The organism is Allobosea sp. (genome assembly GCF_051860145.1).
Classification (GTDB): domain Bacteria; phylum Pseudomonadota; class Alphaproteobacteria; order Rhizobiales; family Beijerinckiaceae; genus Allobosea.
Map to the genome: position 1 here is coordinate 448040 of NZ_JBHYEM010000003.1, position 8576 is coordinate 456615.

The 8576-nt window shown below is 67.4% G+C and carries 8 protein-coding genes; all 8 read right to left on the minus strand.

Annotated elements, in window-relative coordinates; genetic code table 11:
* Positions 1-63 precede the first annotated feature (63 nt).
* Complete coding sequence (locus ACTIF2_RS07855) at positions 64-1311, minus strand: MFS transporter (protein WP_439496484.1); 1248 nt, start codon at positions 1309-1311, stop codon at positions 64-66.
* Positions 1312-1655: 344 nt separating this feature from the next.
* Positions 1656-2591: a succinylglutamate desuccinylase/aspartoacylase family protein gene (locus ACTIF2_RS07860; RefSeq protein WP_439496485.1), complete on the minus strand. Its 936-nt coding sequence runs from the start codon at positions 2589-2591 to the stop codon at positions 1656-1658.
* A 10-nt stretch (positions 2592-2601) separates the two neighbouring features.
* Positions 2602-3642 (minus strand): histone deacetylase family protein, encoded by a 1041-nt coding sequence (locus tag ACTIF2_RS07865; protein WP_439496486.1) that lies wholly within the window; start codon positions 3640-3642, stop codon positions 2602-2604.
* A 25-nt stretch (positions 3643-3667) separates the two neighbouring features.
* Positions 3668-4972, minus strand: coding sequence for an MFS transporter (locus tag ACTIF2_RS07870; protein ID WP_439496487.1), 1305 nt, complete (start codon positions 4970-4972; stop codon positions 3668-3670).
* Between the two features lie 29 nt (positions 4973-5001).
* On the minus strand, positions 5002-5649 hold the full coding sequence (locus ACTIF2_RS07875) for a TetR/AcrR family transcriptional regulator (RefSeq protein WP_439496488.1): 648 nt from the start codon (positions 5647-5649) through the stop codon (positions 5002-5004).
* 201 nt (positions 5650-5850) lie between these two features.
* Positions 5851-6819, minus strand: coding sequence for a M14 family metallopeptidase (locus ACTIF2_RS07880; RefSeq protein WP_439496489.1), 969 nt, complete (start codon positions 6817-6819; stop codon positions 5851-5853).
* Between the two features lie 79 nt (positions 6820-6898).
* Entirely contained in the window at positions 6899-8101 is a 1203-nt protein-coding gene (locus ACTIF2_RS07885) for an NAD(P)/FAD-dependent oxidoreductase (protein ID WP_439496490.1), read from the minus strand.
* Between the two features lie 18 nt (positions 8102-8119).
* A partial coding sequence (locus tag ACTIF2_RS07890; RefSeq protein WP_439496491.1) for an oligopeptide/dipeptide ABC transporter ATP-binding protein occupies positions 8120-8576 on the minus strand: 457 nt, incomplete at its 5' end.

Here is an 8576-nt window from a genome sequence, read left to right on the forward strand (position 1 = left end):
TGCCGTTCAGATAAAGCGCGCGTCATCCCGGCCGGAGCGCCGGGATGGCAGCTTCCAATGCCGTCAGGCTGATCCCTGGCGCTTGCCCATCTCGACATCGGGCATGGTCGGCGGTGTGACGCCCCGCTCGCTTTCCAGGATGACGGGCGACGGCTTGCGCGAGATGCGCAGCGCGACATAGGCGGCGACCGCGACCGAGAGCACCACGAGATAGGCGAGCAGGCCCTGCGGGCCGAGGATCTCCATGAACAGCGTGGCTGCGAGCGGCCCAATCGCCGAGCCCAGGCCCCACAGGAACAGCAGCTGCGCCGAAAGCCCGACCGCCTGATCCTGGCCCAGGCGGAAATAGGCATGGGTGACGGCGACCGTGTAGAGCGGGACGCTGAAGCCGCCGATCAGCGCGAACAGGCCGTAGAGCCAGAGCCGCTCATGGCCCAGGCCGAGATGCAGCACGACGCCGAGCAAGGCCGCCGCCACCGCGACGATCAGCGTTGCGGCCAGCATGATCAGGCGGCTGGCGGTTCGGTCCGCGAGCAGGCTCAGCGGCCATTGCAGCAGCAGCGCGCCGATCTGGATCGCAGCGGTGAGCAGGATCGTCGAGCGCTGGTCGAGGCCGATCAGGATGCCATAGGCGGGCGTGACATTGGTCAGCGGCCCGCTCGCCAGCCCGACATAGAGGCAGCCGACGACGGCCGCCGGCGCATGCTGCCACAAGGTCCGCAGCCTGACCGAGACGACATCGCTCGATTCCGGCCCGCGCGCCCGGGTGAGCGCGACCGGGATCAGCGCGAGCGAGAAGGCCACGCTGGCATAGAGGAAGACGTCATGCGTCTGGATCGCGATATAGCCGACGCCGATCTGCGAGCCGATCAGCGCGAAACGGTTGAGGATCTGGTAGACGCCGAAGATCCGGCCCCGGTTGCTCCCCTTCGCCTGGCCGCTGATCCAGCTCTCGATGCAGATGCCGTGCCCGGCCGCCGACAGGCCCATGACCAGCCGCGACACGCCCCACCAGGTTTCGGGGATCAGCGGAAAGCTCAGGGTGGACGCGGCCTGAAGCGCGGCAAAAACCGCGAAGCCGCGAATATGGCCGACCCGGCGCACCAGCGAGGGGATCGCGAAACAGCCGACGAGGAAGCCGATCGAATAGGCCGAGGCGACCGCGCCGATCAGCAGCGGCGGCTGGCCCGCGAGCGCCATCCGCAGCGGCACGACCATGTTCACGATCGTGCCGGCCAGTTGCAGGATCAGTGCTCCGGCGACGATCGCACCGAGCGCGGCGACCGAGCCGCCCTGCGCATATGCCTTCACGGCTTCGTCACGTTCAGGAATCGTTGCCTCCCTGCCCCCATCTGTCCGCGTTCTGAACAGAAAAGCCAGGCGAAATATCGTCGCCCGTGCGGCGGCAGCCGCATTCGGCATCGTTGCCGCGCTGTGACTTCAGACGAATCGGAGCTTGTGGAGAAAGGCGGCAGCCATCACCGCCGGATGTGTTGGCGATGATGGCCTTGAAAGCTGAGGCGCCCGGACCTGCTGGGCATCAAGCGATGGTCCGCTTCGGCCTGAAAGGCGCTGGCCGCTAGATGCGGTACCAGCTCGCGAGGTTCCAGCCCGAACAGCCCGCGGCCTCGACTGACCTTATGGTCTCGCCAGATCTATGTCGGCTCGATCGGCGTTCCGATGCCGATCAAGGCCTCGCCCTTGCTGACCGCCAGGCTGCTGAGGCGATAGAGGACGTAACCCTCCCGGGGCGACGGGACGCGCTCGAGCACCTCGCCGAAGACGTCCCTGATCTCACCGAGAGGCTCGTCCTTGCGCACCGTCTCGCCGAGATCGCGGGCCGGATACCACAAGCCGTCGATGCCGGCCGACGGCACCGCCATCGTGACGATGCGGGTCTCTTCGCGCGGGGCCGGCGGGCGGGGGCCGCCGCTCATGCCGAGATGATGCAGGGCGCGCTCGATCCCCGCGCTCATCTCCTCGACGCTTTGCTCGTCCCACAGCCCGTTGCCGCTGACCTCGGCGATGATGCTCGGAATGCCGAGCCGCCCGGCCGCGTTGATCGTATAGCCTTCGCCGCCGGCGGAGACCGCGATCGGGAGGCCGAAGGCCTTGGCGAGGTCGCGCGACGCCTCGCTGCCGCTCGGAAACAGCGAGAAGGGCAAAAGAGCTTCGCTGAGATCGCCGCCATGCAGGTCGAGATAGGCATCGGCCATCGGATAGACCGTGTCGACGAGCCAATGCGCGACCCGCTCGCTGAAGCTGCCATCGGCGCGGCCGGGGAACATCCGGTTCAGGTTCCGGCCGTCTTCCGGCATGACGTAGATGGCCCGCTGACGGAACGCCGTCATGTTGAGGATCGGCAGGACGAGGATCGTGCCGGCAAGGTCGTCGGTTCGCCGGCGCATCAGGCGCAAAGCCGCTTCGATCGAGCAATATTCCGAGCCATGCACGCCCGCCGTGACCAGCAGGCAAGGGCCGGGGCGCGCGCCTTCGACGATGCCGAAGGGAATCTCGACGCCCTCGATCGGCTTGATGAAGCCTTTCTCGGTGCGGGCCTTGCCGCTGCGCAGCTCGGGCAGCTGGTTCATGTGGTCCTCCCTATGACGGTTGCTGGGCTGCGCCGGCCTCGAAGGCCGCGAGGAAACTCTGCAGATAGCCGCCGAGCGACGGGCTCAGATATCCGCCTTCCTGGACGAGCAGGGTGGGCAGGCGCAGCGCAGCGAGCTTGCCTGCGGCCTCGGCGAAACCCTGATCGTCGATCTTGAACGTCGCCACTGGGTCCTCCGCGCCGGCGTCGAAGCCGAGCGAGACCAGCACGGCCCCCGGGCCGAAGTCGCGGATCCGCGCCACGGCCCGGTCGACCGCGCCGAGCCAGGCCTCGTTCTCGGTCGCCCAGGGCAGCGGCTGGTTGAAGTTCAGCCCCGTGCCCGCCCCCGCCCCGGTCTCGTCGGCATAGCCGGCATAATAGGGAGCGGACAGGCGCGGATCGACATGGATCGAGGTGACGAGCACATCCGGATCTTCCCAGAAGATGAACTGCGTGCCGTTGCAGTGATGCACGTCGAGATCGATGATCGCGACCTTGCCGAAACGCTGCGCCAGGCGGCGCGCGGCGATCGCGGCATTGTTGAGATAGCAGACCCCGGTCATCAGGTCTGGATAGGCGTGATGTCCCGGCGGGCGGCACATGGCGTAGATCGGCCCGCCGCCCGCCGTCAGCCGATCCGCGCCATGGACCGCCACCTGCGCGCTGGCGAAGACGGCTTTCCAAGTGTCGGCGGTGATCGGGCAGGAGGTCGAGTTTGAGTACCAGCCGAGCTCGCCGAGAAGCTCGGTCGGCTTGCGGTGCATGCGATGCGTCGGATGCACGTTGGGAATGACCACCGGCCCGTAGTCCGGATTTGCGATCCAGCGGTCATGAACCTTCTCCAGGAAAGCGACGTAGTCCGGGTCATGGACTGCCGTGATCGCCTCGGCCTGGTCGAGCGGCGCGACGACGATCTCATGCCGCGCGCGCGTCACCACATCGAGGAAGATCCGGTAGCGCTCGGCCCGGTCGGGCTGAGCGACGAATTTCCCGGTGCGGAAGACCTGATCGGGATCATGGAGAGCCTGATCCGGGTGATGGACAACAAGCATCGTGCCGCTTTCTCCAGAAGGATTGTCAGTCGAGGGAACGCCCACGCGTCTCCGGCGTGAGGAAGAGATGCGTGGCGAGCGTGATGGCGCAGACCAGCATCACGTAGAGCGAGATGTAGAGCGGCCCGCCGAGCTGCTGCAGCCAGGTCGCAGCCAAGGGCGCGGTGCCGCCGAAGATCGCGGCGCAGACGGCATAGGGGATGCCGATGCCGGATGTGCGCACGCGGGTCGGGAACAGCTCCGCGAAAACGGTTCCGAGCACGGAGTTGTTCAGCGCAATGAAGATGGCGCCGACGACCGCCACGAAGGCGAAGGTGCCGAAGGAAAGCTGGGGCACGGCGAGCATCGACAGCAGCGGATAGGTGAAGAGCAGGAAGCAGACCGCCGCGCCGATCAGGAACGGCTTGCGGCCGATGCGGTCGGAGATGAAGGCGAAGACCGGCACGCCGATGCAATAGGCGATGCTCGCGAGCACGCTGCCGGCAAAGCCCGAGGCCCGGTCCAGCCCGCCGACGAGGTTGGCATAGGTCGGCAGGAAGATCATCCAGAGGTAATATTGCAGCCCGTTCATCTGGACGACGAAGACGATGAAGACCTCTTTCGGGAATTCGGTGATCGAGGCCAGGATGGCTGCTGCGCTCATCTTCTGGCTGCTCTTGACCTTCTCGAAGGAGGGCGTCTCGGCAAGACCCGAACGCAGGTAGAGCCCGAAGATCGACAGCGCGGCGCCGAGCAGGAACGGCACCCGCCAGCCCCAGCTCGTCAGCGTGTCCGGCGGAAAATACCTGGTCGTCAGGCTGGCGACGCCGGTCGCGACCAGGACCGCGATCCCGATCGACAATTGCTGCGGCGAGGCGGCGAAGGCCCGGTTGCGGCTCGATGCGTGCTCGTTCAGGAAGGTGATGGCGATCTGGTACTCGCCCCCCGCCGAAAAGCCCTGCAGCAGCCGTGCGGACACGATCAGGATCGGCGCGGCGATGCCGATCTGGGCATAGGTCGGGCAAATGGCGATCAGCAGGCTGCCGATGCCAGCCATGATGATGGTCGCCGCCAGCATGGTCCGGCGGCCATATTTGTCGGCGAGCGGGGACAGGATGAAGGCGCCGATCGGCCGGCCCAGAAAGCCGACCGCGAAGGCGGAGAAGCTGGCGATCAGCGAGACCGTCGGGTCGTCGGAGGGGAACATCTGGGCGGCGAAGACGCCGGCCAGGAACCCGTAGATCGACCAGTCGTACCACTCGATGAAATGACCGAATGCGCCTCCGATCAGGGTCCTGGCATTGCCCTGCCCCCCGCCGCTCGCTTCGCCGACCCGTGTATCCGTTGTCATCAGCCTCACTCCCCTGCTTTGCTGACCCGTCACGCGTCTGGTTGCGCGCCGGCCTCGATCGCCGCGAGCTTCCACGCGGCCATCTCGGCCAGAAGCTTCAGGCTGTCCTCGAAATAGGCGGACGGCTTGTCGAGGAAGCGCTCGAGGCTGAGCCCGCGTATGGCGACGAGGATGAACTCGAACAGGGCCAGCATCTCGGGCAGCGGCGCGGCGCCCGTCAGATGCCGCGCGACCCAGGGGTGCACCACCCGCTTCATCGTATCGAGGCGATGCGCGACGATCCTGGGATGAAGCGCCTCATCGGCGCGCGTGCCGATGATGATCTCCCAGACCGCCCAGTATTCCGGGTCGCCATAGAGCTCCCACAGATGATGGACCAGGCTGGCGACATCGATGCCGTTGTCGTTGCTGCCGAGGCCCTGCCCGCCGTGATCCTGGGCGTCGAGCCGCTGCAGCACGCGTTCGCTCGAGCGATCGAGCACGCCGAACATCAGCTCCTCCTTGGTCGGAAAGTGATGATGCAGGGCGCCGGTCGTCACGCCGGCATGCTGGGCGATGAGCGCCGTCGTCGTGTTCGCATACCCGGCCGACTGCAGAAGCGCCGTTGCCGCCTGGATCAGCGCGTCTCTCGTCTCCGCGCTGCGTTCGGCCTGCTTGCGCCGCCTCGGCACCGGCATCGGCTCACCCCCCACAAAAGATACCTATCAATTGGTATGTAAATAAAGCGGATGTCAAATGCCGTTTTGCGGCCGGTCGCGGCCTGTGTGCCGGGAACCCTTTCCGCTCGGAATGGATCGTCATTGCGAGGAGCGCCAGCGACGAAGCAATCCAGGGGGTACGCGGGCCCCTGGATCGCGTCGCTTCGCTCGCGATGACGGCTATCGCCGGATCGGCGTGCCGACATTGCCGATCAGCTGGCCCTTCGCCACGAAGGCATGCTCGGTCTGGCGCAGCACAAAACCTGGCGCCGGGCTCAGGATCTCCTTCGGAGCGCTGTTCGCCCCGGTCGTCGGATGCAGACGCGCGACGCGCTGCCCTGACCGGACCTCGTCGCCCAGCACCACGAGATGCTCGACCAGTCCGGCGTCCGGCGCGAGATACTGGCCTTCGGCGCCGGCTGTGAAATGCACCCCGGCGAAGGGAGCGGGCTCGAGCACCGGCTTGATCGCGCCGAAGGCGGCCAGCGCCCGCAGCAGCCCCTCTTCCATGATGGCGAGCTCGGAGGATTTCATCCGGCCGCCACCACCCTCGACCTCGATCGAGGCGAGATCGGCCAGCTTCGCCGCGCCGCAGGCCGTCTCGTCGATCCCGTCGACATGCTGGACGAAGCGATAGCCCCACGCCTCCATCAGGCGCGTCAGCTGCGCGTCGTCGACGACGCTCTTGGCCGTGGTGAAGCCGAAGACCATGGGCACGACCGAGACGTCGCCGCCGCCGGCATGGACGTCGATCAGCAGGTCGACCGCCGGGAAGAGCTGTTTCGTCACGAAGGCGCAGAGCCGCTCGGTCGGCGTGCCGTCGGGTTTGCCGGGGAAGCAGCGGTTCATGTTCTGCCCATCGAAGGGCGAGAGCCGCTTGCCCTTCTGGGAGGCGGGGAAGTCGATCGAAGGCACGATGATGATGCGCCCGGTCACGTCGGCCGGCGTCAGGCGCTCGGCCAGCCGGCGCAGCACGATCTGCGCCTCGTATTCGTCGCCATGGATGCCGCCGAGCAGCAATACCGACGGGCCGGTGCCGTTGTTGATGCAGCAGAGGATCTCGCCGGAGACGCCGTCGAGCGTACCGGCGATCGGGCCGAGGTCATGGATGAACTTGCCGGGACGGGTGGGGTCGAAATCGGGCAGCATGAGTCAAATCCTGTCATGCGGCGGGCGCGGGCATGGCCCGCACCCGCCTCGGAATGGCGGAGCGCAAGGATAGTCCGGGTCAGGCGGCGGCGCGGCCGGGCACTGCCGCGAGCAGCGCGGCCGGCTTGTGGAAGCGCAGCGGCGAGAACGGCTCCAGCGCGTCGGGCTTCTCGCCCGACTGGACCCAGTCGCTGAACAGCCTGGTGAAGCCGAGCGAGATCGCGAAGCCATGGCCCGACCAGCCATAGCCGTAGATCAGGTTCGGCAGGGCCTCCGCCTGTCCGATCAGGGGAATCTGGTCGACCGAGACCGCCTCCACCCGCGAGGCGTCGACGCTCAGGAAGCGCGAATTGTCGATGAAGGGCAGCGTCTGGATCGCGTCGGTGACGTTCTGCGTCATCGCGCTGAGCGAGCCCTTCCACAGCCCCTCGGGCGTATGCCCGACATGGGCGCCGCCCGACAGCATCAGCGTGCCGTCCGGCAACTGCTTGACGGCGAGGCGGCGATGCGCGTGCGAAAGCAGATGGTTGACCTTCTTGTCGAGCGGGTTCGAGACGAAATGCATCTGCGGCATCAGGTTCCAGACCGGGCTGAGCTCATGCGGCTTCAGCACGGGCTTCAGCAGCGCCTCGGCGCCGGCATTGGCGACGACGATGAGCTTTGAGCCGACCGGCACGGTCTCGCCGTCGGCGAGCTTCACCGCCGTGACCGTTCCGCGCGCATGGACGATCTCGGCGACCCTGGCGCCGGTGCGGATCACCGCGCCGGCCTTCTGCGCCTCCTTGGCGAATTGCCGCGTGGCGAGGCCATGGTCGCCGACGCCGTCATTCGGGCAATGGATCGCGCCGAGGATGCCCGGCGCGAGCTCGGGCTCGCGGGCCAGCGTCTCGTCGCGGGAGAGGATTTCGGAGGGCGCGCCCAGGCTCGACTGGGCGGCGGCGATCGCCTCCATGCGGCCGCGCACCTCATGGTCGCGATGGCCGTAGGAGACGTCGAAGATCTTGAGCCCGCCGATGCGGCGATAGCCGACGCCGCCCTCGATCTTGGCCTGGTACTCGGCCCAGAGCTTTAGCGAGAGGGCGCAGACCGGCAGCTCGCGCAGATCGCGGCCATTGGCGCGGACGCCGCGCTCGCCGGGACCGCCGGAGGCGCCGCCGGCGATCTCGCCGGCTTCGAGCAGCGTCACCGAACGGCCTGCCTTGGCGAGCTGATAGGCCAGGCTCGTCCCGTAGATGCCGCCGCCGACAATGACGATCTCGGAGGCGCTGTTGTGATCGGACATCGATCGAATCCTTCGTCTTCAGGTGCTTGGAGGGGGGAGGCGTTGATCCGCGAAATGACAGCTCGCGACGCTGCGGCCTCCCGGCGCAGGATGGAGAATGGGCGTGTCCTCGACGCAGCGACGCGGCAGGCGGCCATCTTCCGTCGCGACACCGGCGGCATCACTGGCGCCGAGGCGCCGGGCGAGCGGGCAGCGCGTATGGAAGCTGCAGCCAGTCGGAATGGCGAGCGGGCTCGGAATCGAGCCTTCGAGGAGCGCGGCCGGCTGGCCCCTCGCCAATGGCGAGAGCGGGGCGGCGATCGCCATCAGGCTCTGCGTATAGGGATGGCGCGGCGCGGCGCAGACCGCCTCGACCTCGCCCTGCTCGACGAAGCGGCCGAGATACATGACCCCGACCACGTCGGCCATATGCGCGACGAGGGCGAGATCATGGGTGATGACGATGAAGGTCAGCCCGAGCTTCGCCTGCAGATCG

Coding starts and splice junctions, on each gene's coding strand:
- ACTIF2_RS07860 (WP_439496485.1), bottom strand. CDS start 2,591: ATGAACCAGCTGCCCGAGCTGCGCAGCGGCAAGGCCCGCACCGAGAAA.
- ACTIF2_RS07880 (WP_439496489.1), bottom strand. CDS start 6,819: ATGCTGCCCGATTTCGACCCCACCCGTCCCGGCAAGTTCATCCATGAC.
- ACTIF2_RS07885 (WP_439496490.1), bottom strand. CDS start 8,101: ATGTCCGATCACAACAGCGCCTCCGAGATCGTCATTGTCGGCGGCGGC.
- ACTIF2_RS07875 (WP_439496488.1), bottom strand. CDS start 5,649: ATGCCGGTGCCGAGGCGGCGCAAGCAGGCCGAACGCAGCGCGGAGACG.
- ACTIF2_RS07865 (WP_439496486.1), bottom strand. CDS start 3,642: ATGCTTGTTGTCCATCACCCGGATCAGGCTCTCCATGATCCCGATCAG.
- ACTIF2_RS07870 (WP_439496487.1), bottom strand. CDS start 4,972: ATGACAACGGATACACGGGTCGGCGAAGCGAGCGGCGGGGGGCAGGGC.